This is a genomic window from Bacillus sp. SIMBA_031 (genome assembly GCF_046535225.1).
Taxonomy (GTDB): Bacteria; Bacillota; Bacilli; order Bacillales; family Bacillaceae; genus Bacillus; species Bacillus velezensis.
Genome location: NZ_JAWRXC010000009.1, coordinates 89617 through 113535, shown reverse-complemented (window position 1 = coordinate 113535; position 23919 = coordinate 89617). Strand labels below are relative to the sequence as shown.

At 47.2% G+C, this 23919-nt stretch carries 25 protein-coding genes; 15 read left to right on the top strand and 10 right to left on the bottom strand.

Going from position 1 to position 23919, the window contains the following annotated elements; genetic code table 11:
• Positions 1-102 precede the first annotated feature (102 nt).
• On the bottom strand, positions 103-975 hold the full coding sequence (locus SB724_RS17945) for a DMT family transporter (protein WP_044803011.1): 873 nt from the start codon (positions 973-975) through the stop codon (positions 103-105).
• 214 nt (positions 976-1189) lie between these two features.
• Positions 1190-2011: a MerR family transcriptional regulator gene (locus tag SB724_RS17940; protein WP_285980177.1), complete on the bottom strand. Its 822-nt coding sequence runs from the start codon at positions 2009-2011 to the stop codon at positions 1190-1192.
• A gap of 123 nt (positions 2012-2134) precedes the next feature.
• Here SB724_RS17940 and SB724_RS17935 point away from each other — a divergent pair, with 123 nt between their 5' ends.
• Positions 2135-2593, top strand: coding sequence for a GNAT family N-acetyltransferase (locus SB724_RS17935; RefSeq protein WP_101670059.1), 459 nt, complete (start codon positions 2135-2137; stop codon positions 2591-2593).
• 156 nt (positions 2594-2749) lie between these two features.
• The gene (locus SB724_RS17930; RefSeq protein ID WP_410564800.1) at positions 2750-3493 is read left to right on the top strand and encodes a sulfite exporter TauE/SafE family protein; all 744 of its coding nucleotides are present in this window, start codon (positions 2750-2752) and stop codon (positions 3491-3493) included.
• A gap of 41 nt (positions 3494-3534) precedes the next feature.
• Here the strand turns inward: SB724_RS17930 and SB724_RS17925 are convergent, their stop codons facing one another.
• On the bottom strand, positions 3535-4374 hold the full coding sequence (locus SB724_RS17925; RefSeq protein WP_007409314.1) for a helix-turn-helix transcriptional regulator: 840 nt from the start codon (positions 4372-4374) through the stop codon (positions 3535-3537).
• A gap of 108 nt (positions 4375-4482) precedes the next feature.
• Between SB724_RS17925 and fabF the strand changes: the two genes are divergently transcribed.
• A complete protein-coding gene (fabF, locus tag SB724_RS17920) occupies positions 4483-5718 on the top strand; it encodes a beta-ketoacyl-ACP synthase II (protein WP_033575020.1) in 1236 nt (411 codons plus the stop codon).
• A 28-nt stretch (positions 5719-5746) separates the two neighbouring features.
• On the opposite strand, the gene SB724_RS17915 is transcribed toward fabF, so the two are convergent.
• Both SB724_RS17915 and SB724_RS17910 read right to left on the bottom strand, forming a co-directional pair.
• A complete protein-coding gene (locus SB724_RS17915; protein ID WP_410572201.1) occupies positions 5747-6958 on the bottom strand; it encodes a Bcr/CflA family efflux MFS transporter in 1212 nt (403 codons plus the stop codon).
• Between the two features lie 147 nt (positions 6959-7105).
• Positions 7106-8239: a glycerol dehydrogenase gene (locus SB724_RS17910; protein ID WP_014304447.1), complete on the bottom strand. Its 1134-nt coding sequence runs from the start codon at positions 8237-8239 to the stop codon at positions 7106-7108.
• 282 nt (positions 8240-8521) lie between these two features.
• On the opposite strand from SB724_RS17910, the gene SB724_RS17905 reads away from it, so the two are divergent.
• The 4 genes from SB724_RS17905 (at position 8522) to SB724_RS17890 (ending at position 12778) form a co-directional block, all read left to right on the top strand.
• Positions 8522-9379: a YitT family protein gene (locus SB724_RS17905; RefSeq protein ID WP_410572199.1), complete on the top strand. Its 858-nt coding sequence runs from the start codon at positions 8522-8524 to the stop codon at positions 9377-9379.
• A 116-nt stretch (positions 9380-9495) separates the two neighbouring features.
• Positions 9496-10023 carry a GNAT family N-acetyltransferase gene (locus SB724_RS17900; RefSeq protein WP_410572197.1) on the top strand — a complete coding sequence of 176 codons (528 nt, stop codon included), beginning with the start codon at positions 9496-9498 and terminating at the stop codon, positions 10021-10023.
• 277 nt (positions 10024-10300) lie between these two features.
• The gene (gene abc-f, locus SB724_RS17895) at positions 10301-11929 is read left to right on the top strand and encodes a ribosomal protection-like ABC-F family protein (RefSeq protein WP_410572195.1); all 1629 of its coding nucleotides are present in this window, start codon (positions 10301-10303) and stop codon (positions 11927-11929) included.
• Positions 11930-12055: 126 nt separating this feature from the next.
• Positions 12056-12778, top strand: coding sequence for a gamma-glutamyl-gamma-aminobutyrate hydrolase family protein (locus SB724_RS17890; RefSeq protein WP_094296439.1), 723 nt, complete (start codon positions 12056-12058; stop codon positions 12776-12778).
• 34 nt (positions 12779-12812) lie between these two features.
• On the opposite strand, the gene SB724_RS17885 is transcribed toward SB724_RS17890, so the two are convergent.
• The 4 genes from SB724_RS17885 to SB724_RS17870 all read right to left on the bottom strand — a co-directional run bounded on the left by SB724_RS17885 (position 12813) and on the right by SB724_RS17870 (position 17603).
• The gene (locus tag SB724_RS17885) at positions 12813-14966 is read right to left on the bottom strand and encodes an MMPL family transporter (RefSeq protein ID WP_410572193.1); all 2154 of its coding nucleotides are present in this window, start codon (positions 14964-14966) and stop codon (positions 12813-12815) included.
• Between the two features lie 98 nt (positions 14967-15064).
• Positions 15065-15700, bottom strand: a complete 636-nt coding sequence (ydfI, locus tag SB724_RS17880; RefSeq protein WP_031378615.1) for a two-component system response regulator YdfI — start codon at positions 15698-15700, stop codon at positions 15065-15067.
• Positions 15693-16910 (bottom strand): sensor histidine kinase, encoded by a 1218-nt coding sequence (locus SB724_RS17875; protein WP_081111621.1) that lies wholly within the window; start codon positions 16908-16910, stop codon positions 15693-15695. The genes ydfI and SB724_RS17875 overlap by 8 nt, the downstream gene beginning before the upstream one ends.
• 156 nt (positions 16911-17066) lie before the next feature.
• A complete protein-coding gene (locus SB724_RS17870; RefSeq protein WP_025284328.1) occupies positions 17067-17603 on the bottom strand; it encodes a sugar O-acetyltransferase in 537 nt (178 codons plus the stop codon).
• Between the two features lie 146 nt (positions 17604-17749).
• On the opposite strand from SB724_RS17870, the gene SB724_RS17865 reads away from it, so the two are divergent.
• The 8 genes from SB724_RS17865 (at position 17750) to SB724_RS17830 (ending at position 22465) form a co-directional block, all read left to right on the top strand.
• The gene (locus tag SB724_RS17865) at positions 17750-18787 is read left to right on the top strand and encodes an ROK family protein (protein WP_061581822.1); all 1038 of its coding nucleotides are present in this window, start codon (positions 17750-17752) and stop codon (positions 18785-18787) included.
• The gene (locus SB724_RS17860; RefSeq protein ID WP_327020556.1) at positions 18784-19308 is read left to right on the top strand and encodes an MFS transporter; all 525 of its coding nucleotides are present in this window, start codon (positions 18784-18786) and stop codon (positions 19306-19308) included. The genes SB724_RS17865 and SB724_RS17860 overlap by 4 nt, the downstream gene beginning before the upstream one ends.
• Positions 19199-19975, top strand: a complete 777-nt coding sequence (locus SB724_RS17855) for an MFS transporter (RefSeq protein WP_410572189.1) — start codon at positions 19199-19201, stop codon at positions 19973-19975. Before SB724_RS17860 ends, SB724_RS17855 begins: the two co-directional genes overlap by 110 nt.
• 172 nt (positions 19976-20147) lie before the next feature.
• Positions 20148-20393, top strand: coding sequence for a hypothetical protein (locus SB724_RS17850; protein WP_015416919.1), 246 nt, complete (start codon positions 20148-20150; stop codon positions 20391-20393).
• Between the two features lie 17 nt (positions 20394-20410).
• On the top strand, positions 20411-20779 hold the full coding sequence (locus SB724_RS17845) for a spore coat protein (protein ID WP_003156070.1): 369 nt from the start codon (positions 20411-20413) through the stop codon (positions 20777-20779).
• An 18-nt stretch (positions 20780-20797) separates the two neighbouring features.
• On the top strand, positions 20798-21934 hold the full coding sequence (locus tag SB724_RS17840; RefSeq protein ID WP_410572187.1) for a zinc-dependent alcohol dehydrogenase: 1137 nt from the start codon (positions 20798-20800) through the stop codon (positions 21932-21934).
• A gap of 18 nt (positions 21935-21952) precedes the next feature.
• Positions 21953-22150 (top strand): hypothetical protein, encoded by a 198-nt coding sequence (locus tag SB724_RS17835; RefSeq protein WP_029974162.1) that lies wholly within the window; start codon positions 21953-21955, stop codon positions 22148-22150.
• 15 nt (positions 22151-22165) lie between these two features.
• On the top strand, positions 22166-22465 hold the full coding sequence (locus tag SB724_RS17830; RefSeq protein ID WP_014417026.1) for a spore coat protein: 300 nt from the start codon (positions 22166-22168) through the stop codon (positions 22463-22465).
• A gap of 65 nt (positions 22466-22530) precedes the next feature.
• Here SB724_RS17830 and pdxR read toward each other — a convergent pair whose 3' ends face one another.
• Positions 22531-23919, bottom strand: a complete 1389-nt coding sequence (gene pdxR, locus SB724_RS17825; RefSeq protein ID WP_410572184.1) for a MocR-like pyridoxine biosynthesis transcription factor PdxR — start codon at positions 23917-23919, stop codon at positions 22531-22533.

The window sequence follows — 23919 nt, the reverse complement described above, 5'->3', positions numbered from 1 at the left end:
ATCACCGATAAACTATCGGCAATTGGCTGTTTAAAAGGTGTTTTGACCCCTGTCTCAAAAACGGGGGGCAGTCCCTTTGCTGAATGGCTTTTTTTTCATTTTCTATTTTTCTTTCATGACAAGAACGACGCCTGAAACAATAAGAGCCGCTCCGATCCAGAAGGTTCCTCCGATCGTCTCTCCCAGCAGCAGCCAGCCGAGCAATGTTCCGGAAAGCGGCTGAAAGAAGAAAAACAGACCGCCGCTTGCCGCATTCAGCAATTGCAATCCGCGATTCCAAAGCATGAACGCGCAGGCGGTTGAGATCACACCCAAATATAAAAGTCCGCCCCATATCTCAGGCCGGGCAAGCTGAGACAAAGGAATCTCCTGAAGCGGGCCCGCTGTAAACGGGGTCAGGATGACAAATGCGACGCAAATGGAATACGTTGTGACCACAAGCGGTGAGTAATGGCCGGGAACCCGTTTCATCAGCACGGACATCAAAGCCCATGTCAGCGCCGCAGCCAGAAGCGAGAGACCGCCGAGCTGGCTCGACATATCGAGATCTCCGTTCCCCACAATGAGCAATACTCCGATCGTCGCCAGCCCTGTCGATATTCCTTTTTTCAGCGTTAACCGCTCTTTCAACATCAGCCGGGCAAATACAACCATAAATGCGGGAGTGGATGCCGTAATAATCGCACCCATCTGCGCGGTTGATAATTTCGTGCCGATTTCCTGCGTGACGATCGAAATCGTGTTGCCGATCAATCCGATCGCAGCGATCAGTAATAAATCACGTTTATGAACTTTCCAGGATTGGCGTGTAAACAAACTGAGAATCAAAAGCGAAAGAAGCGCCACCGCATATCTCAGCCATACCAGTTCAAGCGGCGGAATGACCGCTACCACAACTTTTACAACGACATACATACCGCCCCAGATACTGGCGGCCAATGCCAAATAAATCGAACCGAATAATGTATTTTTCAATTTGATGCACCCTCCGTTATCATATTAGGTCACGTTATATGCCCTAACGGAGAGAAGCGCAGTCACTTTCCTCCATTAAGGGCGGAGAAGTGCTGCCGGTACATCATGTTCAAATAAGGGCGCTAGAAACATATCGTGTTTCACCTCAATTGCAATCTGATTTTCTCATTATACAAGGTTTGTTAAAAGACGTAAATGAACGGCGGCATCGGCTTTATGGATTGCGGACTTGCAGCTGGATTCTTGTGATCTGATTGTCAAACCCGTCCGCCACAACCTCATCAAGCATATATTCTTCATATGCATAATCGCCCATTTCCAGCCCATACTCTTCAATAAACTGCATGATGCTGCGGTAAGCCGCTTCCGCTTCATCCCCTATTTGGTACCCGACGGCATAAAGCCCTTTCGGCTTGATATGGAGGTCTCTATTCTCGATGCCTTCATCTGTCTTCATATAAAAATGGGTGTAGTTGTAGAATTCTTTTTTCAGAATCTGCTCCCGCGCAAACAGTCCGCCGACCGGATGCCCCTGATCGAGCTCATGTACCCGCATATAGCGGATCAATTCGGAAATGGCGGCAGTATATTGCCGTTCTGGCAAATGGAGTACGGGTCGTCCTATCATAAGTGTCTCTTCATCTAATCGCTGCAATGAGACGGAGGAAAAGTCTGTCTCCAAGGCTTGTTCGGTCAGCTTCACCTTTGTCTGAATCATCCCTTGCAGGTGCTCCAGCTTTTTGATTTTGCTTTCGATTTCTGAAGATCTCTCTTTTAAAAGCGTGATGATACCCTCAGGGGTTTTGTCTGTTAAGAGCGGTTTGATCTGCTTCAAGGGCACGCCGGCCTCCTTAAACAGACCGATGACCTGGAACAGTTCGAATTGATGATAGGAATAGTATCTGTATCCATTCGCTTTTTTGATTTCCGGAGAAAGCAGGCCGATCTCGTCATAATGGAACAGGGTTTGTTTTTTTACGTGGCACAGTTTTGCAAATTCACCCGTTGTGAAGTATTTTCTGACGTCTTCGCTCATAATGCCTCCTTGACTATACGGTAACCATATCCTTTATGATGATCATTGAGAAGGCTGATTCACAAATGGCTTACGCACTGAAAGCTTTACCGTCTCAAAAAAAGCGGAAGAGGAGTATCAAGTATGACGATTGAAATCAGAGCAGTCACAGAAGAAAACCGTGCCGATATACTGGCGCTTCATGTAAGGGAAAGCCAGACTTCATTTATTGAAACCGCGGAAGAGTGCTTACAAGATGCTGAGGATTGCCGGCATTATCAGCCGGCCGGTCTTTATGTTAACGGGGAATTGGTCGGCTTTGCCATGTACGGATGGTTTCCGGAATATGATGAGGAAAATGAAAACGGCAGAGTGTGGCTTGACCGTTTTTTTATTGATGAACGCTATCAGGGACGGGGATTGGGCAAGCTGTTGCTTGATGCCCTTATCCGCCATCTCGTTCGAATATATGATTGCAGACGGATTTATTTAAGCCTGTTTGAAGATAACGTGCACGCATTGCGGCTTTATCAAAAATTCGGCTTCTTATTCAATGGAGAGCTGGACTCAAACGGGGAAAAAGTGATGGTGAAAGAGCTGTAAACCCTCTGTATAAAAGCGATTGGCTTCTTGCCAATACCTTAAATTTGAGGTAACATAAAGATATTAGACGACGGTCGACGGACTACGGTCGATTATTAGAACCTGATACAGCGGAGCGGAACATGGTGATCAGGCATCTAAATGGAGGAGAAGATTGTGCTTATTATACTCGTTATGTTTCTTCTCGGGATTATTCTCGGGTTTATCGGCGCCGGGGGAGCCGGTTTTGTCATTGCACTTTTAACTATACTGTTTCACGTACCGATTCATACGGCGTTGGGCACCTCCCTTGCCGGAATGGCTTTCACAAGTTTATCGGGGGCTTTCAGCCACTACCGTGAAGGCAATATTCAGATGAAAATCGGTCTCATCGTCGGCGTTTTTGCGGCATTCGGTTCGTTTTTCGGGGCAAGGCTTACTTCCCTTATCCCCGCGGATTTGCTGCATTACTTGACGGCGGGCATGCTGTTTTTATCTGCTCTGCTTATTTTAGTCCGGTTATTTATTGTAAAAGACACACAAGAAGATTCCGGACAGCAAAGCAATCTGAATATATGGGTGAAAGCCGTTGTACTCGGTGTCATCGCAGGAATCTTGTCCGGAACGTTCGGCATCGGCTCTGCCCCTTTTATCCAAATCGGCTTAATGATTCTTTTACGCTTATCCATCCGCCAGTCGGTCGGCACCACCATGCTTGTCATTATCCCGCTTGCGGTCGGCGGAGGACTCGGTTATGTGACGGAAGGATTTGTCGATTATATGCTGTTGGTCAAAGTGCTGATCGGAACGATGTGCGGCGCATATGTCGGCGCGAAATTCACCAACCTCGTGCCGAAAGTCATTCTGAAATCAGCCATCTTTTTAACACCGGCCATCGCCGGTCTCATGCTTTTATTTTAAACTGAAACGGGAGGCGGCCGCCTCCCGTTTTTTTCTGTTCTTCACCTGTTTTCGAAGAGCTTTTTCAGCTTTGCTTCCGTTTCGGTATGATCTACCGGCGTATACACACTGCAGCGCAGATCACTGTTGCCCTGAACCTGAAATGAAGTCAGGTTAAAGACCATTTTTCCCGCCTTCGCGTGGCGGAACTCAATTAATACTTCGGGTGCCGAGCTGACTTCGCTCTCATTCCACAGCGTATGAAATTCCGAATACGTTTTCTCCATTTCTTCTATAAACTGAGAATACCACGTATCCGCTACATACTGGCCGTAATACGTTCTGAAAATGGCGATGAATCCTTTCACAAAGTGCTCCCAGTTCACGGCTAAACTTCTTAATTCTTTTCTGGAAAACAATAGCTCTATGAGATTCCGTTTTTCAGGAGGAATTTGTTCAAAATCTAAAAACACGTGAGCCGCAGCCTGGTTCCATCCCACGATATGACACCGCCTGTCCGAGATAATGGTGGGACAATAACGGAGCTCCTGCAGGATTTTTGAAAGCGACGGGCTGATAACCGCTTCTTCCTCCGCGGCAAACGGCTGCTTCACGCCCTCCTCAATGGCAAGCGCGTATAAATAATTTCTCTCATCTTTGTTCAGCTGCAGCGCATCGGAAACGGCGTCCAATACGGCTGCGGACACTTTAATGTCTCTGCCCTGCTCCAGCCACGTATACCACGTGGTGCTTACGCCGGCTAATTGCGCGACCTCTTCTCTTCGGAGTCCGGGCGTTCTTCTCCGTGTGCCCATCGGCAGCCCGGCCATCTGCGGAGAAATTTTGGCCCGCTGCGTTTTTAAAAACTCTGAGAGCGCCTGCAATCTTCCTTCTGGTATCATACCGAATCTCTCCTCTCTTACCCTGGTATTCATTATACTAGGATAATCAACAACTTGTAATAGGATAATTGCGAGTTACAATAAATACATACCGAAGGAGGAATGACCATGAAAAGAGTTGTGATCACCGGAATGGGAGTGATTTCACCTCTCGGCAATGATGTGCATACATTTTGGAAACACCTGACGGAAGGAAAATCGGGAATCTCTTTCATCGATTCGTTTGATGTCTCCGGCTCAAAGACAAAAATAGCCGGTACCGTCCGTGATTTTGACGCAGAAGAAAGATGGGGCAGAAAAGAAGCGAGACGGCTTGACCGTTTCAGCCAGTTTGCTCTAGCGGCAGCGGAACAGGCGCTTGAAAGCTCCGGGATTCAGCTCGATCAGATTGACCGTGAACGCCTCGGCGTGTACGTCGGCTCGGGAATCGGCGGCATCACGACTTTGATTGATAACGTTCATACTTTAAATGAACGTGGAGCGCGAAAAGTGAGCCCAAGCCTTGTCCCCATGATGATCTCAAACGCGGCCGCCGCTCAAATCAGCATCAGATTAGGCGCGCTCGGCCCCTCACTTTCTCCCGTCACCGCGTGTTCCATCGGCAATACGTCGATCGGGGAAGCATTCAACGCCATTCGGAATGATGACGCAGATATCATGTTTGCCGGGGGAGCGGAAGCGGCGATTACGAATTTGTCATTAGCCAGCTTCGGCAATGCCCATGCGCTGTCAGCGAGAAACGAAGACCCCGCCGCGGCAAGCCGTCCGTTTGACGCGGATCGCGATGGATTTGTCATGAGTGAAGGCGCGGGCATCTTAGTATTGGAATCATTGGATAGCGCAATCGGCAGAAACGCCCCGATCCTCTGTGAGGTGCTCGGCTACGGCGCGAGCTCTGACGCCTATCATATGGTGGCCTCCCATCCGGAAGGAACGGGCGCATACCTGGCGATGAAAAACGCTTTGAAAAAGGCGAACGTTTCAGCGGAAGACATTGATGTCGTAAGCGCCCATGCGACAAGCACAAAAGCCGGAGATCTTTCTGAAACGTTGGCCATCAAGACATTATTCGGGGAGCTTGCGTATGACATTCCGGTTACGGCCAACAAATCAATGCTCGGCCACATGCTTGGCGCGGCAGGCGGAGTTGAAGCCATCGCTCTGACAGAAAGCCTGAGACACGGCATTATTCCGCCGACGATCAATCTGCAAAACCCTGATTCGGCATGTGATTTGGACTATGTAGCAGACGGGCCCCGCCAGCAATCGTTAACGATCGGCCTTTCCAACTCATTCGGCTTTGGCGGGCATAATTCGGCGATCGTGCTGAAGAAATATGAATAGCGGGCATCAAAAAAAGGAGTGAATCATTTCACTCCTTTTTTGCTTTCTCCGGTTTTGTTGTTAAGGCGAAAAAAGCGATGGAACCGATAACGGATGTCGTGAACATAATTGCCCCCATCGGCACGGCCGTCGCTTCATTCATCCCCACAAGCGGCGACACGATGGAACCGAGAAGAAGCGGAAGCATGCCGAGCAGTGCGCTTGCGCTTCCCGCGCGGTGTCCCTGCTTTTCCATCGCCAATGTAAAGGTGCTTGTCAGCGTCATGCCGATCGTAATCATATAAATAAAAATTGAAATCACCAGTGCCGCAAGCGGCCCGTGAATGATCGTCATGACGAGCAGAACGGCAGTCGCCGCCATCGCTGTAATCACGCCGATTCTCAGCAGGCTTTTTTCGTGAATGATCCCGCCGAAACGCCCGATGATAAAGCTTCCGGTAATGATCGCCAGACCGTTTATGCCGAATAAAACACTGAATACCTGAGGCGATACTCCGTAAATATCCTGATACACGAAAGGCGTTCCGGAGACATACGCAAAGCTCCCGCCGTGAATAAAACCGACCGTCAGCGCATAGCCGATAAATGACCGATCCTTCAGCAGGCTTCCCATTGTCCGCACGGAATTTCCGATGGAGCTCGGAATCCGCTTTTCCGGCGGCAGGGTTTCTGTCAGCTTGAGCGCAATGATGATTACAAGCAAAAAACCGATAAACGTTAAAAAGAGAAAAATCGTATGCCATGATGCAAACGGAAGCAGTAAAATCGCGCCTCCCGTCATCGGAGCCACCATCGGCGCGACGGCGGTAATGACCATCAGCAGCGAGAAAAATTTAGAAAGCTCTCTTCCCGTAAACACATCTCTGACGATTGCACGGGATAAAACGAGTCCTGCCGAAGCGGTGAATCCTTGAAGAAAACGGGCAATCACTAGTGTTGCAATGTTCGGTGCAAGTGCGCAAAACAGAGAAAACAACGCAAATAAAAAAATACATAGTAATAACGGTTTTCTTCTTCCCTTCGCGTCACTTAACGGGCCGACAACAACCTGTCCGATTGTCAGTCCGATCAGACAAGCGGTTAAACTGAGCTGGACAAGCGAAGCGCGGGCGCTTAAATCTTCGGCGATTTCAGGGAAACTCGGCAGATACATATCTATATTGAGCGGCCCCAGTATCGCAAGCATTCCGAGAAGAAAAGCCAGCGCAAGCCGCTCCTTACCGGTCGGATTATGCAGCATATCGTTCCCACCTTTCCTTTGTCAATCTCTCAAAACATTTGTATATTGTATCATAATTTTTTCTTTATTTTTAAAAGTTTTCAAAGGGCATAAAAAAAAACCAAGGGCTGTAACAGCCCTTGGTTCCGGGTCACGCGGTAAAAGGTTTTACGCGTGTTTTTCTTTAAATGCTTTTGCGTATTGATCAGCCGCTATAATGGCATCCGCCACGTCGTCAGCCGTCACGTCAAAAGCGGCATGAATTGTTTCTTCTTCAATCGTCGCGGCTTCTGCCACTTTCATAATGTCCTCTTTAGATGCGTCTTTCAATTTGATGTCTTCAAGTGTGACAGGCAGCCCCAAGCTGATATAAAACGCGATATACCGCTCAATTTCCTCAAGCGAGCGTTTTTCCAGCGCCAATTGAACGAGCGTGCCGAATGCCACTTTTTCACCGTGGGTCAAGTGATGGATTTCACCTTCAAGCGCGGTAAATCCGTTATGAATGGCATGCGCCGCAGCTAAGCCGCCGCTTTCAAATCCCAGTCCGCTCAGAAGTGTATTGGCTTCAACCACCGCTTCCAATGCGGGCGTAACGGCTTTCGCTTTCACAGACTCATAAGCGAGACGGCCGTATTTGAATAATACCGCTTCACATTTTTCCGCGATAGCCTCTCCGGCGATTGTCGGAATTCCGCCTGCCATCGTTTTACCGCCATTGGCGATGACACTGCGCGCCTCTATCCACGTCGCCATCGCATCGGCAATCCCTGATGCTAAAAAGCGCGGCGGAGCTTCCGCGACGATTTTCGTATCGACCAGAACCAAGTCAGGATTCTTATGATAGAAACGATAGTTTTCGAACGCGCCTTGTTCAGAATACACGACAGACAGCCCGCTTGTCGGAGCATCCGTTGAAGCGGCCGTCGGCACGATAACGGTATAGCCGTTTATTTCATCTGATACGGCTTTGGCCGTATCAAGCGTTTTACCGCCGCCGACTCCGATGACAATAGTCGCGCCTGCTTTTTCTGCGATGCCGGCAATTCTTTTCATTTCTTCCTGGGAGGCTTCGCCGTTGAAAACCGCCTCTTCAGAAGAAATATTGCTTTTCTTTAATTCAGCCGTCACCTTGTGGCCCGCGATATCCCATACGGTTTTGTCCGCGATGACGACGGCTTTTTCACCAACGCCCTCCAGATGTCCGCCGATCGTTTCAATGGCGTTTTTTCCCTGCACGTATTTGGCCGGACTGATAAAAATTCGTTCCAATGTCATCATCCCTTCTTCGTTGTCTCTCATTACATTTCTCTTATTGATAGAGCAGAAATGAAAACTCTCCTGATATAATTCCTCGTTTTAACTTGATTTAAACCTCATATACACTGCAGAAAAATCAATTTTCACGGCATTGACAAGATGTGAAGGTGTCTATATAATCTTCGATATTGAAGCTGATCATTCTTTACTGAATGAACAAACGAGATTGTGAATGATTCGTCTTAAAAATTATTTAGTTCTTCTGGATAATTTTTGAGGCGTTTTTGTTTTATATATATTTTTGACTGCGGAGGAGGTTTGCACATGAAGAACATTTGCAAGGATATACTGATGATTATGGCCGGAGCCTTTCTTATTGCGACGTCCGTGGAATTTTTCGTCATCCCGAATCATTTAGGGGACGGCAGCACCGTGGGAATCGCTCTCGTGTTATATTATCTTTTCCATATACCTGCAAGTATTACGACTCTGGTTGTAAATTTGATTTTTATCGGGTTGGCTTATAAATTTTTAACGAAAAAAACGATTTTATACACGATACTCGGGACGGGAATGACTTCTGTTTTTCTCAGCATCGTCAGCTTTATTCCATTCGGCGTGCACGACATGGTGCTCGGGATTGTATTCGGCGCTCTGCTGATGGGAGCGGGGCTGGCATTGATCTTTATCGCTGACGGATCTACCGGCGGAACCACGCTTTTGGCGTATTTATTAAATTACACAAAGGGCTTTAACATCTCGAAAAGCATGTTTTATATGGATTGTGTCATCATTTTCGCATCCGTTTTAGCGATCGGCCTCAATCATATGCTGTATACGTTTATATTCGTTTATCTGTGCGCCAAAATCGTCGATATTGTCATTGAGGGTTTCCATAATAAAAAAGCCCTCACCATTATGTCTGACCAATACGAAGAAATCGCCAAAGCCATCACCTCCGAGTACGGAAACGCGGCGACGATTTTTTACGGATACGGGTATTACGGCAGCAAAGACAAGCGCATTATCTATGTCGTCATTAAAAAGAACGAATTGCTGAAAATCAAAAAACATGTTCAAAAAATTGACCCGAAATCATTTATCGTTATTCATGAAGTAAAAGAAGCTGTCGGAGGGCAATTCGGGTTTACAAACCTGCCCGCCGCCGCAAATGAAAAATAACCGCCTGCAGTGTATAGCTGCAGGCTTTTTTTATTCGGCTCTTCCCCGCTCAAAGGTTTTTACCTCTTTCAATCGAAGTAGTAAATGAAACCTTTTTTGATGGAGGAACATAAAAAATGAATATCAAAACTGACAGGCTCGTCATTCGCACATTTGAACCGGAAGATTGGCAGGATGTCTATGCGTACACCTCAAATCCGAATGTCATGAAATACATACCAGAAGGTGTCTTTACCGAAGATGATGCCAGGAAATTCGTTACTGAAAACAGCGGTGAACATGCCGGGAAGTTTCCCGTTTTATTGAAGGATGAGAAAACGGTCATTGGCCACATTGCTTTTTTTCAGTATTTTGGCGATCATACGTATGAAATCGGCTGGGTGTTTCACCCGGAATATCAGGGCAAAGGATATGCTTCAGAGGCGGCGCGCGCCGTGCTGGCATTCGGGTTTAACAAGATGAAATTACACCGGATCATTGCGACATGTCAGCCGGAAAACATGGCTTCGCACCGGGTGATGGAAAAGATCGGGATGAGGCGGGAAGGCTTTTTTAAAAAATGCATCCCCCATGATAATGAATGGTGGGATGAATATTATTATGCCGTTTTAGAAGAAGAGTGGAAAGTCTCTAATCTGGAATAAAAAGGCTTATACCCTTTGCTTTTACAGATAAGTGTGTGCTACACTGTTCGTAACAAACACGAAGGGATGATGGGTGGACAATGATTAACTAATCTTATTTTGACCGTTTGAAATCAAATATTTCAAATCAGAAAAAATAGGATTAGTCTGCCCATTTTCTATACGATACGAAAGCTATGTAAAAATAGCTTATTTGATCATGCACAGGTACGGCTAATCCTTCCAAATCAATTGGGAGGATTTTTTTGGTCCTCTCTTTAAAGCGAGGGATTGACATATGAAAGAAATGTTAAAAATAAGCGGCATCAGTTATGAAATCAACAGCGTTCCCCTTTTTGAACAGATCAGCGCGAGCGTTCAGCAAGGTGACATCATCGGCGTTATCGGTAAAAACGGCGCCGGCAAATCTTTATTGCTGCAATTGATCTGCAATCAAAAAGCGCCGTCACAAGGACAGATTCAGATGATGCAAGATGTGAACGTATATATGGTGGAACAAGAAACGGAAGCTTATGATTCCGGCCATCCAGAGCCTGCGGAGGCAGCCTTGTTAGAAAAGTGGAACGTGCCCGCACGCGCCTTTTCGCAATTAAGCGGCGGAGAAAAATTGAAAGCCCGTCTTGCTAAAGGTTTCTCCTCCTCAAGCAGCCTTTTGTTATTAGATGAGCCGACGAACCACCTCGATCAGCACAGTTTAGAAATACTGCTAAATCAGATCAAGAATTACAAAGGCACCATTATTTTTGTTTCGCATGATCGTGCTTTTATAGATGCAGCGGCGACAAAAATCTGGGCCATCGAAGGAAAGAAACTCATTGAGCATAAAGGGAATTATTCAAGCTATATGGAGGTCCGCAAACAGAGAAGGCTGACACAGCAGCGGGAATATGAGAATCAGCAGCATATGATCAGACGGATTGAAGCTCAAATGAACGAGCTGAGCGCCTGGTCAAAAAAAGCCCATGCCCAATCAACGAAAATAGAAGGCTTTAAAGAATACCATCGCGTAAAAGCAAAACGCACGGACGCCCAGATTAAATCAAAGCAGAAGCGTCTTGAAAAAGAGCTTGAAAAAGCGAAAGCAGAACCGGTTGAAGCGGAGTATGAAGTCCGTTTTTCCATTGAGCACCGCAAAAAAGCGGGAAAGCGTTTTTTAGAAGTAAGGGATGTCACAAAGTCATATGACGGCCGAACGCTTTTCAAAAACGTGAATTTCACTGTGATGCACGGTGAAAAGATTGCGATTACAGGCCCGAATGGCAGCGGGAAAACAACATTATTGAAGGTCATCCTCGGTAAGGAAAAAGCGCAGGGCGGCATATGGATTTCTCCGTCTGCAAATGTCGGATATCTAACCCAGGAAGTATTCGACCTTCCGCTTGATAAAACCCCCGAACAGCTTTTTTACAAAGAAACGTTCGAAGCAAGGGGAAATGTTCAATCCCTCATGAAGCATTTAGGATTTACCGCAGCGCAATGGACGGAACCCATCGGCAAGATGAGCATGGGAGAGCGGGTCAAATGCAAACTGATGGCGTTTATTCTGGAAGAGAAAGACGTGCTGATTCTGGATGAGCCGACAAACCACCTTGATCTGCCGTCACGCGAGCAGCTTGAAGACACTTTGGCCCGATACGACGGAACGCTCATCATCGTATCTCATGATCGTTACTTTGTCGAAAAGACGACGGACATCCGGCTTGATATCTCAAACGGCAGCGTCCGAAAACAATGGAAAGAATCTCCCTCCGTCAGGGACGATGCTGAAGAACTGCGATTAAAGCTTGAAACCGAACGGCAGGAAGTCCTCGGAAAACTCAGCTTCATGACTCCGGCTGATAAACAATATCGTGAGCTTGATAAAAAATTCAAAGAGCTGACGGAAGAAATCAAGAAATTGAAATGAATGTAAAAACCCGTGATTGTCACGGGTTTTGTTTTGGAAAGCTCACGTATCATGAAGAATAATTTCAAACTGATTTGTACAACCTACGTTCAGATTAATTATGAGCATGGTTCAGGGGGGCGAAGAATGGCCAAACGCATTGGAATTACGGGAAACATTATGGCTGATCAATCCGGTCCTTTCCCGGGTTATAATCGGGCATATGTCAATAATGATTATATTCAGTCTGTTTCTGAGGCCGGCGGTGTGCCGTTTATATTGCCGGTGATTCAAGAGACGGCGCTTTTAAAGGAACAGGTCTCTCATGTTGACGGGATCATTCTGTCCGGCGGCCAGGATATAGACCCGCTGTTTTACGGCGAAGAACCTTTACAGGCTTTAAGAAAGACCTTTCCTGATCGGGACGCCTACGAGAAGGAGCTGATTCTCACGGCGGTTGCTTTAGAAAAGCCGATTCTGGCCATCTGCCGGGGGATGCATATGTTAAACGTCACTTACGGGGGAACTTTATATCAAGACCTGGCACACGCTTCGTTTGCTGACATTAAGCATGACCAAGAAAAAGATCCGCCGTTAAAAACCCATCATGTTTCCTTTGAAAAAGGGACACGTCTCCATTCTTTGTTTGGCGATTCAGCGCGGGTGAATTCATTCCATCACCAGATCATAAAAGAGACGGCGCCTTCGTTTAAAGCCGCGGCTTATGCGAAAGACGGGGCCATTGAAGCGATTGAACGGACGGGTGAATTATTTGTCGTCGGTGTGCAATGGCATCCCGAAATGCTGACAAAAAAACATGAAGACATGAAAAAGCTTTTTACTCTGTTCATGAATGCGATCAGCACATAAAAAAAAGCAGATCATAACGATCTGCTTTTTCATTTTATTCTTCCGGTTTCTCCGGTGTTTTGCCTTGTGTCAGCTTATGGCCTTCGATATCCACGTTCGGAATGATTTTATCCAGCCACTTCGGCAAGTACCAGGCCGCATGTCCCATCAGCTTCATGACACTCGGAATAATGGTCATTCTTACAATGAACGCATCGAAAAGAACACCGAAGGTCATTGCCAATCCCATGGATTTGATCATAGAGTCCCCAGCGAAGACAAATCCCGCGAAGACGAAAATCATGATCAGCCCCGCCGCTGTTACGACAGGCCCGCTATGCTTTAATCCGGCATGGATGGCTTGTACCGGATTTTTTATTTTGACATATTCTTCTCTCATTCTGCTGACAAGAAATACTTGATAATCCATCGCCAGTCCGAAAAGAATACCGATTGCTAAAATAGGCAGGAAGGCAAGAATCGGGCCTTTTTCCGGAATGCTCAGCAAGCCGGTGAAATGTCCATCCTGCAGGACGAATACCGATAACCCGAGTGTTGCGGTCATTGTCAGCAAAAAGCCAAGAACGGCCGCAAGCGGCACGAGAAGAGAACGGAAAACGACGGTCAGCAATACAAATGCAAACCCGACAATAAGAATGGCGAATTCCGGAATGGCATCGTTTAACCGATCTGAAATATCAATGTTCACCGCGGTTGACCCGGTGACGAGCAGACGGATGCCGTTTTTGTCTGACAGTTTCCGTATATCCTGCACCAACTCTTTCGTTGCCGTATCGTTCGGCCCGGTTTCAGGCACTGCCGTAATGATGGCATAGTCCCCTTTTTCGTTCGGCATGGCAGGGGTGACGCTCGCCACATTGTGCAAGTCCTTCATTTCGTTCACGGCGTCTTGAAATGCTTCACTTTTGTTCCCCTTGACCCCTTTTGCATCGGCAACAATTGTCAGCTTGCCGTTAAAGCCTTCGCCGAATCCTTTAGACAAAAGATCATAGGCGCGGCGATCCGGGCTGTTTTTCGCTTTCATTCCCGCATCAGGCAGCCCCAGCTCTAAATGCATGGCCGGCAGACTGATGACGGCTAAAAGAATAATGCTGAAAATGCTTAACAGAATAGGCTTCTTTGTAACGAAGCGCCCCCAGGCATTCGTGCCGGCGCTTTTCTTTTCTTTCTTCTTATTTGATGTCGGAATCATCCGTTTTCCCGCGATTGACAACACCGCAGGAACCAGCGTTACTGATGCCAATACAGCCATCAGCACACTGAGTGCCGCTGTCAACCCCATGGCAGACATGAACGGAATGCCGACAACGGTCAATCCGCAAAGCGCGACGATCACGGTCAGTCCTGCAAAAACGACGGCGCTGCCTGCCGTTCCCGCGGCTTTAGCGATCGATTCATTTTTTTGTACACCTTCGCCCAAAAACTGACGATGCTTCGTAAAGATAAACAGCGCATAATCAATCCCGACGGCCAGGCCGATCATTCCGGATAATGAGAGACTGACCGAGGCTATCGTAAAGAACTGTGTCCCGATTAACGTCAGCGCGACGCTTACGCCTAATCCGATCAGGGCCGTGACAATCGGCAGCCCCGCTATGACTAATGAACCAAACGTAATAGCCAGTACGACGAATGCCAGCAGAACGCCGACAATTTCAGATACACCGCCGACCTCAACACCGGCCCCCGGGACATCACCGCTGAGCTCCGTCTGCAGGCCCTTGTCTCCTGCGGCAGACAGACTGTGTTTCATATGTGAAACAGACGCGGCCGTAATGTCATCCGCCGCTTTTGTGTACGTAATATCGGCATATGCCACTGATCCGTCTTTAGAAATGGTTCCTGTCTCAAAAGGACTTGCAATCGAAGCGACTGAATGATCTGTTTTGATCTTCTTTAAAGTATCTTCGATCGCTTGTTTTTCTGATTTTGACGTCAGTTTTTTCCCATCTTCAGCTCCGAAAATAACCCGGATGCTTCCTTTATCGGGACCCTTTGAAAATTCTTTTTGAATCATATCCATTGCCTTTTCAGAAGGTGTGTCGGGAATTGACATATCCTCAGAAAAAGCAGGTTTTAACGAGATGGCGATCACAACCGAAGCGATCAGTATCACGAGCCACGCACTGATTATTTTTAATCGGTTGCGGGCAGACCATCCCCCTAATTTATATAAAAAACCAGACATCGAATACTCCTCTCCAATCATTACTTTCTGCCTAATTGTAGTTCACATTCACATAAAAAAAACGTACATAGGGACATGTACGTTTGGGCAGTTTTTCATTATATATTCAGTTTCAGAATGCCTTTTTGCATGGCAATGGTGACGGCTTCCGTCCGCGAATCAGCGCCTAATTTGTTATAAATCGATGTTAATCTCGCTTTTACCGTCCGCTCTGAGATTCCTAAATCAAAGGCGATCGCTTTGCTTTTATGTCCTTTCGCAACGGCTTCTAGAACTATGATTTCCTTGTCCGTCAGCTGTGTTTCATTGGCATTTGCCCGTTCCATTTTCATTTCCCGGAAACGGCGCAAGATGTCCGGCTGCAGAAGCACTTCTCCCCTGACCGCCGCATCCATCGTATGAAATAAGGTTTCTGAGCTTGTGTCCTTCAGCAGATAACCGTTCGCGCCTGATTCGATGCCTTCTATCATCAGATGATCTTCATTATAGGTCGTCAGAATAATGATCGGCACATCAGAATGCTCTTTTATCTGTTTAATGGCTTCCAGCCCGCTCATTTCCGGCATGTACAGATCCATGAGAATGACATCGGGCTTAAGTTCCTCTGCGAGGCGGACGGCGGTTTTCCCGTTTTCCGCCTCTCCCGTTATGGTGTAATGGTCATTTGTTTCTATCAAAAGCTTCAGACCTTCTCTGACGACAAGATGGTCATCAGCAATTAACACTTTATACATGTTCTGCCTCTCCTTGAATTGGTATGATGATTTCAATTTGAGTCCCCGCTGATCTGGCGCTTGTTATACGGAAAGTGCCGTTCATCATATTGACGCGTTCTTGTATCCCAAGCAGCCCGTAATGTCCGCTTTTTCTCATTTCTGTTCGGGCATCAAAGCCTTTCCCGTCATCTTTGACGGTTATGCGGATTTGTCCCTCTTCTTCCTGAACGGATACCCAGACATTCTTTGCTTCTGCATGCTTGGCGGCGTTTGTCAGGCCTTCTCCAATCATGTAATGGCAATTCTCCGCCGTATGAACGTCAAGCACATGATGCACGCTGTAATCTAAAAAACAAGACAGCCCGGAGGCTTCTGTAAAATGGTTGATTTGTTCAGTGATGCTTTCTTTTAAGAACCCGATCTCTTCTGATTTGCTGCGAAGGTTGTCAATGGCCGAGCGCGCATCAGCCAATGTGCCCTTCACTCTGTCCATTGACTGGCTGATGATGTCTTTCGCTCTGTCAGTGTTATCTTTCGAAAGATGAACTTGCACCGCTTCAAGCTGCATATGCAAGCTGACCAGCCCTTGTGCAAGCGTATCGTGCAAATCTCTCGCCATCCGCTGCCTTTCATTTTGAAGCGTCAGCTGTTTCACTTGCCGGTGAGCGAGCTCTAATTTTTCAAGCGTCAGCTGTGTTTTTATTTTTTCATCAACTTGCGCGAAAAATGTGGCCGCATACGTGATAATCACGATCATGATGGGAGCGGCGATAACGATGAAACGAAGCAGATGATGCGGATGCTCCTGGTGCAGGGCTGCTATGGACATTAAAATGAAAAGATAGAGTATGAGCAGCGTTTTTCCCTTATCCGCCATTCCGATAATCTGCCCGATTAAAAAGGCATAGAGACCGACGACTACCGCGATATAACCGCCGGCCATCAAGTTAGCCGATGTATATATGATAAATCCCTGTATGATGAAATAAAGAAACGTTTTTTTCTTGACCCAGCGATGGGAATGCCAATGCAGCACGGTAAAAATGACGATCAATATCGTGAATAACAGCAGCAAAAAAACCGTCCAGCTTTCATAAATGTACTGCAAAGAGACTGATGCGGCATATACCATAAAAATAAACGCCAGACCGGGCACCCGAAGCGCAAGCATATGCAATGAGCGTCTGTCACGGGAGACATAGTCTTCTTGATGTTTTGTACCAAACAATCTCTGTCCACTTCCTTTTAGCCGACCGGCCTCACGAGGTTTTATTCTATTTGTCATCATACCATAAGTGTCTTTTTCTCACCTTCCCCTTCTGTTCCTGCATGACGGGTGAAAGAAAAAACAGCCTGCGGGATTGTTCGCAAGCTGCTTTTTTGTTCATATCTTTTTTATGACCTTTCCCGGGTTTCCGGCCATGACGGAATTTGGCGGGACGTCTTTCGTAACGACTGTACCGGCCGCAATGACGGAGTTTTCGCCGATGGTGACGCCTGCTAAAATGACACAGCTTCCTCCGATCCATACATTGCTGCCGATCGTAATCGGAATGCCGTAACCGCTTTTATTTCTTCCTTCCGGCTGCAGAGAATGCCCGGCTGTATAGATCCCGACATTCGGCCCTATCATACAGTTATCGCCTATCCGCACGTCAGCCATGTCTAAAATGGTGCAATTATAGCCGGCATAAAAATGATCGCCGACATGAATATTGGTTCCGATATCACAATGAAAGTTATGCTCAATGCTCGGTTTCTCTCCCGCCGTCCCGAACAGTTCTCTGATGATCGCTTCTTTTGTTTCAAACGCTTCCGGATCGGCGCCGTTTAATTCCCGGACAAGCCTATGCGCCCGGATGTTTTTCTTCCTCAGCTCTTCCGTTCCGCGTTCATAATAGATTTTGTTATCAGAACTCATGTGTCGAGCCTCCATTCTCAGCAAGGATATTCTATTTATTCTCCGTTTGAAAACAATTTTAAACCGTCTTGACTGATTCGGGAAGTATATTTTAAACTACTTTTAATAAGTCTTTTAAAAAGTGATTAATAAAGGAGTGCGGAATCATGGCGAATACCATTAATAATACATCCATTGTAAAAAAAACGAATGAAGAAACCATCATTGAAGCGCTGCTGAAAACGGATGCGGCCACCATTTCCTTTCTCTCTCAACAAACAGGGCTCAGCGCCGCCACGTGCGGAAACATTTTACATGAATTAAAAGAACGCGGCGAAGTCATGGAGATGGAACCGAGCGCCTCAACAGGCGGAAGAAAAGCAAGGCAGTTTACGTTAAATGCGGACAGTCATTTGGTACTCGGCATATCCGTTAAAACAGAAGGCGGCGTCCATTCGATTGACGTCGCGCTGGCAGATTGGCACGGTGACTATGTTGAAAAAGACAGCCGCTTTTATGATGTCATCAATTATGACGTCATCGAACGGCTTACTGACGAATGGATAAGGCGGTTTCCCAATATAAAGGCAATCGGCATGGGGGTTCAGGGTGTGGTCAGCCACGGCGTCATCGGCATTTGTGACACTGAAGAGCTGTGTGATATCCCGATGCAGGAAAGACTTGAAGCCAGATATTCTGTCAAGGTCAATGTAGAAAACGAGATGCATTACGCTTTGTACGGATTTTATCGCGATCAGCAATATACCGTCCCGAAAACCATCGCCATGGCCGCATTTGTCAAAGACAATCCTCCGGGAGCGCGCTTTGTTATAGACGGGCGCTTAGTCAAAGGCAATACACAATTCGCCGGAGAAATTTCTTATATTCCATTTGAATCGACACGCAAGCAGCAGCTTGAAAAGCTCTATTCACCGGATTCTTTTCCGGAACTGGCTGTTAAGATGACAAGCGCCATGATTTCAATCATCAATCCGCAGGCCATTGCGTTTATCGGAGAATTATCAAAGGGGTTGGATATGGAACAGGTTTATGAAGCATGCTCCGCTTTTGTCCCGAAAGAACACATGCCGGAGCTGATTCTTATTGATGACATCCAGCCCTATTACCAAAAAGGATTGATTGCCATCACATTAAAATCTCTGCGTTTTCCGCTTCATTTGACAGAGAGAGAGCTGATTTCATGAGTAGACAGGGCATTCAAAAGTGGAAACTTGCCCTTTTTATTATTTTTTCGCTGCCCGGACTTGCTTTTTCATCCTGGATTTCCCGCACGCCTGAGGTGAGAGAAACGCTGAAAGCCTCGACGTCAATGATGGGGTTGATTATTTTCGGGCTGGCGCTCGGCTCATTGATCGGCCTGTTAAGCGCCAGCCGGATCATCTCGCGGAAAGGCACCAGATTCGTTGCTCTGATCAGCGTTCTGATTGTCATTATCGGGATATTCGTTATCAGCGCAGGTGTTTTTGCCGCTTTCAAAAGCATCGTATTTGCCGGACTGATCATCTTCGGGCTCGGCTACGGACTTGCGGAAGTGGCCCTTAATGTAGATGGTTCCGCCCTTGAACGCGCCGCAGAGAAAACCATGATGCCCGGCATTGCACGCATCGTTCAGCGCCGGCACATTGCTAGGCGCAGGACTCTCCTCTCTCGCTATTTTATTCAAGGTTCCCGTGCTCGTTCACCTGCTGCTCATTGCCAGAATTGAGTTTATCCTGATTTTTACTTTCTTCCGGTTTCTGCCGGAGGACACCGGGAAAGAAGATGCCGTCTCAAGGCGGCAGGAAGTCTCAAGCGAAAAGCCGGTAAACGTCTGGACAGAGCCGCGCACACTGATGATCGGGCTCATCGTGCTCGGAATGGCTTTCGCAGAAGGGTCGGCCAATGACTGGCTTCCGCTCACCATGACGGATGGTTTTCACGTGACGCACGCGCAAGGCACGGCGGTTTACGGCGTCTTCCTCACCGCTATGCTGATCGCCCGGATCTTTGGCGGGGCATTTTTGGACCGGTACGGACGCGTGCCCGTTCTTCGTCTCTGCACCGCCGTCAGTGTCATCGGACTTTCCCTTGTGATTTTCAGCGGAAACCTCACAGCAGCCGTAATCGGCGTCTTTCTTTGGGGAATCGGCGCCTCCCTCGGCTTCCCGGTCGGCCTTTCCGCAGCCGGCGATGACCCAAAAGGAGCAGTTAAGCGGGTCGGAGCAATCTCCTTCGTCGGCTACTGCGCCTTCTTAGTCGGCCCTCCCGTTCTCGGACTGCTCGGTGAAGAATTCGGCCTTGTCAGAGCGCTGATGATCGTACTGATCGGCATCGTGCTCAGCGGGCTCGTCTCCCGCGCGGTAAAACCGCCCGCATCAGAAAAATGTTCATGACACCAACAGCCGTTCCATGTGAACAAGAGGAAGCGATTGTGCTTTCTCCTTTTTTTGATGCACCGTCAGGCTTTTTCTCCGCTTTTTCTCACAAACAAAATTTGTAAGACTAGACCTCTTTTCTCAGGGGAAATTAACTACGTATTTCTACAAAGGGAGGTTTCAGACGATTATGGATAAGCGTGAATTAGCGGCTCACGAGTCGCTGGACTTACATGAAATCATTAACTTCAAGACGCTTTGTGTCGCGAAATCCAAGCTCATGCAAGGGCTTGTGTTTGATCAGGATCTGAAAACGTTAATGGAAAAAGACGTTCAGCAAGCCTCTCAAGACCTGGCTGATCTGCAAGCGGTTTATGAACGGGCAACGTTTCAGGCCCCCGTTCCTCAAAACCGGCCGACTTCGATCATCAATTGAAAGGAAGGTAAGCATCATTGAATCATGACCATTTAGATCCGATCAATTCATTACATGTCCCTGAACTTGCGGATATGACATTCGCAATGGATTTTCTCATACGCGCCAAAGAAGGCGTCAGAAATACCGCCGTTGCTTTAACAGAAACCGCTTCACCTGATGTAAGAGCTTTGCTGCGCAAACAGCTCATGCAGGGAATCGCGATGCATCAGGAGATAACAGACTTGATGGTCAGCAAAAAGTGGTTTCACCCGCATGATCTGAGCGAACAGTATAAATTGGATCAGCTCTCTGCGAAAAATACCCTCATGGTCGGAAATATGAACCTGTTTCCCGTTGAAACAAACAGAAAAGGGATGTTTGACCGCACACCTGATGAACACTAACACTGGAGGTATTACAGCATGAAGGCCGTAACGTATCAAGGAGTGAAAAACGTCGTTGTCAAAGACGTGCCTGATCCGAAGATTGAAAAAAACGATGACATGATTATAAAAGTCACAAGCACGGCAATTTGCGGATCAGATTTACATTTAATCCACGGACTCATCCCGAATTTGCAGGAAGGCTACATCATCGGCCATGAACCGATGGGTATCGTGGAAGAAACCGGTCCCGGCGTGACGAAAGTCAAAAAAGGCGACCGCGTCATTATTCCTTTTAATATCGCCTGCGGAGAATGCGTTTATTGTAAAAATCACCTGGAAAGCCAATGTGATCAATCAAATGAGAACGGCGATATAGGCGCTTATTTCGGCTATTCAGGAAATGCCGGCGGCTATCCGGGAGGCCAGGCGGAGTATTTGCGCGTTCCATTTGCGAACTTTACCCATTTTAAAGTTCCCGAAACATGCGAAGAACCGGATGAGAAACTGAGTGTTATTTCCGATGCGATGACAACCGGCTTTTGGAGCGTTGACAATGCCGGCGTAAAAGAAGGCGATACAGTTATCGTTCTCGGCTGCGGGCCCGTGGGCCTTTTCGCTCAAAAATTCTGCTGGTTAAAGGGAGCGAAACGCGTAATAGCCGTAGACTATGTCAACTACCGTCTCCAGCATGCGAAACGGACGAATAAAGTGGAAATCGTGAACTTCGAAGACCACGAAAATACAGGCAGCTATCTGAAGGAAATCACCAAAGGCGGCGCTGATGTGGTCATTGACGCCGTCGGCATGGACGGAAAAATGACGGATCTTGAGTTCCTCACCAGCGGATTAAAACTTCAGGGCGGGGCGATGAGCGCATTGGTCATCGCGTCTCAAGCGGTGCGAAAAGGCGGAACGATCCAGATTACGGGTGTGTACGGCGGCAGATACAACGGGTTTCCCCTTGGCGATATCATGCAGCGAAACGTCAATATCCGATCAGGACAAGCTCCGGTCATCCACTATATGCCGTATATGTTTGAACTGGTGTCAACCGGCAAAATTGATCCGGGCGATGTTGTAAGCCATGTCATTCCGCTTAGTGAAGCGAAGCACGGCTATGAGATGTTTGACACGAAAACAAATGATTGTATTAAAGTTGTACTCAAACCTTAGAGAACGGAGGCTACAGAAATGACCAGCGCCTTACATGAATTACTTGAAATTCAGGAGATGGCTTCTTTTAAGTCACTTTGTCTGACGAAATCTAAAACCATGAAAGCGCTCGTATCCGATCCGCAGCTGAAAGAAATCATGCAGCAGGATGTGGATACATCAACAAGGCAATTGCAGGAATTTGCCTCAATTTTATCTGATGCACAGCATGAATGAGGAGATGAATGACGAATGAATCCGATTATTGAATACTTGACGGGAATGAATGCGCTGACAGACCAAATTGTCGCAATGGATTTATTGAATTCGGCAAAAAGCGGTGTCAGGAACTATGCGATGGCGGCGACGGAAGCCGGAACGCCTGAAGTGAAAGCGATCCTCACCCGGCACTTAGAAGAAGCCCTTGACATGCACGAGCAAATCTCACGCTATATGATGGAAAAAGGCTGGTATCACCCGTGGAACACAAATGAACAAGTCCGGCTCAATTTGCAAAATATTGATACGGCGCTCCGCCTGCCCGTCCTATAAATCGTTTTGCTGCTGAGACAGCACCTCTTGCTTAAGCTTTAGTATGTCAAACTGAGAGCTGCCTTTTACAGCGCCCAGGCGGCTCTCAGTTTTTTTATGCCTTCTTGTATATCGGTTTCAGAAACCCCCGCGAATCCGAGGGAAACTGTTTTTTCAGGGACCTGTTTTTGATAGGTAAGAGACACGGGATAGATTTTGACGCCTTGTTCCTCCGCCTTTCCAATCAGCTCTTTTTCGCTGAAAGGCAGATGAACGTCAAGTAAAATCCGCAGCCCGGAATTTTCTCCGCGAATCCTGACGTATTGTCCCAGCTCGCGCCGCACGGCCTCTAATAATACCGCTCTTTTTCTCCGGTACAGCTTTCTCATTCTGTTAATATGTTTCTGCCACTCTCCGCTTTTGATAAATTGAGCCAGCGTCAGCTGACTGTGGCAGGAGACGGTCTGTTTATATAAAGAAGCGATTTCCCTGCCTTTTTCGATAAGCGTCAAAGGAAGAATCATATAGCTGATGCGTAGCGACGGAAGCAGAGATTGGGAAAACGTTCCCATATAAATGACACGGTGATGCTGATCAAGCCCCTGCAATGATGGGATCGGCTGGCCGGTGTATCGGAATTCACCGTCATAATCATCTTCTATAATGAACGATTGATGTTCCTCCGCCCATTTCAGCAGCTGAATCCTTCTGTTTACCGGCATAATCGTTCCTAACGTAAATTGATGAGAAGGCGTGACATATACAAGACGCGGCCGCTCTTCATTCAGCTTCCGGATACAGACTCCTTCATCATCAACGGGTATCGGAATGATCTTCATGTGATTGGCTTTAAAAATCTCCCTCGCTCTCGGATAACCCGGATCTTCATATCCGATGGATAGATTTGCTTCAAATATTTTGCACAGCATTTGCAAAAGAGCAGGGTTCCCGGCGCCGACTATCACTTGTTCAGGAAGACAATTCACGCCGCGCGACTGATATAAGTATTCTGAAATGAGCGTTCTCAGTTCAAGCTCGCCCAAATCATCCCCGGGCCGATAAAGCTCATGCCCGTATTGATCTAAGCTTGCAACCATGCTTTTGCGCCATGCCGAAAAAGGAAAATGAGCGGCATCCACAGTGCCGTAGTGAAAATCAATCCATTGGCGGTCTTCCTTCGCCTTTGTTTGAACAGGCGAAGCGCCCGGCTTTTTCACATAGACGGCGTCCGAGTCATAATCGGCAAACCATCCGCTTCTCGGCTTACTGACAATATAGCCTTCGGCGGCAAGCTGTTCATAGGCACGCTCCACAGTCGTCTGACTGACGGAAAGCTGACTTGACAAAAGCCTTTTTGAAGGAAGCTTCAGTCCTTTAGGAATACGGCCCTGATGCATATTTTCCTTAAAATGCCGATAAAGCTGCTGATAAAGCGGAATATCCAGATCTCTATTTAAAAATGGCGTGATATCCAT